This is a genomic window from Boseongicola sp. (genome assembly GCF_057460485.1).
The window spans coordinates 1-1714 of sequence record NZ_JBVCWP010000442.1; the positions used below are offsets into that span (position 1 = coordinate 1).

The 1714-nt window shown below is 58.1% G+C and carries 1 protein-coding gene; it reads right to left on the minus strand.

The annotated features are described in order from the left end of the window. Positions 1 to 499 precede the first annotated feature (499 nt). A complete protein-coding gene (locus AC221Y_RS23335; RefSeq protein WP_486708665.1) occupies positions 500 to 1561 on the minus strand; it encodes an IS110 family RNA-guided transposase in 1062 nt (353 codons plus the stop codon). Positions 1562 to 1714 lie beyond the last annotated feature (153 nt).

Genomic DNA, 1714 nt, shown 5'->3' on the forward strand with positions numbered 1-1714 from the left:
AGGCTGCGTTGCAGCGTGGCGCTTGGATCAATCAAGGTAACTTTTTTGCTGCATGAGCGAAGGGCGCGATTTCAATCCGGCGGCTCTGGGCTCAGTGCGGTCGTACCGGGCCCTGTAGTCCAACGACCGCTCCGAACAGCCGAATGTCCGAGCATCGGGCCGCACCGCTGAAAGCGTTGAATTTTCTGTGTTTCGGGAATGGCTGCTTCCGGAGCGCAGTCTAGGCTTGCCCCGCTGCACCGCCGCAAGTCCGCACTGAGCCCAATGTATGTACCGGCTGCTGTTCGCAAGTAAGATTGTGCACGTTCTCGGAAGTCGCTGATATGTATCCGGCCTTTGGATCGGCGCGTGAGCCGTGGCCATTTTGGGGTTACGCTCGCACCGTGGTCTCATTAGCGGACAGGCCGTTGCGGCCATCTGGGCTCTCAGACTCTGGGGGCGTATGTTTTCCGTTCCATGCTTGTCTCGTTCGCGAACTCCTTTGGATCACGACGGGTTGTCAAACGCCGACCATGACCTCGTCTCTTTGGGCGTCGAATGGCGTCCCGTGTCTCAATACACTCCAGGCGATGCGCGCGAGCTTGTTGGCCAAAGCAATGGCCAGCTTGTTGCGATGCATGCGTGTCGCAGCCCGCGCCAGCCAGTCGCCGAAGCTGAAGCCGGGCCAGTGATGGGGGCGCATCAGCACGACATTTGCGGCCTGAACAAACAACATGCGCAAGTATCGGCTTCCGCGCTTTGAGATGCGCCCCAGAACAGTCCGGCCGCCGGTGCTGTATTGGCGGGGGATAAGGCCGATCCAGGCGGCGAAGTCCCGTCCTCGGTCAAAAACCTCACCCCGGCCGACTGCCGCAACCATCGCCGTTGAGATCAAGGGACCAATACCCGGGATGGTCATCACATTGTCGCAGTTCTCCTCTGTCCGGCTGATGTCTTCGATCTCTTTGGCTATGGTCTCAATCCGTTCATCCAGCCACAGCCAGTCGCCGTAGAGACCGCTCAGAATGGCACGCATGCGCGGCGATATCTCATCCTGCCTTTCTTCCAGAATTGGCAGAAACGAGCTCTTCAAGGCATGCAGCCCTTTGCGCACAGTGATGCCTTGTTCGATCAAAAAGGCCCGGATCTGGTTGATCGTCGCGGTCCGTCGAGACACCAGCCTTGCGCGCACCCTATGCAGTGCCTGAAGATCCAACTGATCCTGGCTCTTCTCTGTCACAGTTCTCATGTTTGGGCGAAGCGCGGCCTCAGCAATCGCTTCGGCGTCATTGTAGTCGTTCTTCTGACCCTTGATGAACGGTCTGACGTAAATCGCCGGGATAATCCGCGGCTCAAATCCCAAGCCGCGCAGTGTTCGGCTCACGAAGTGCGCGCTGAGACACGCCTCCATCCCGACCACGCATCGCGGCATCTTCTCGAATGTTGCTGTCAAAGCCAATCGCTTGACCTTCCGGCGCAGCACCAAGTTGCCACCGTCATCAAACCCCACCAAATGAAACACATCCTTGCCGATGTCGACGCCAATCACCGCCAGCTCGGACAGGTCTTCTACTTTCTTCATACTCATAGCCACTTCTCCTTCTTCTTTGGGTAAACCATCTCAGGTTAACCCACCCGGGGGAAGCAGCCGGTTCATCCCATTAGCGGAACTGCTCGGCTGCCATTGCTCGCAGGTGCAGCAATGAAATCGACTGGTGTGGTCAGCCGCGATGCA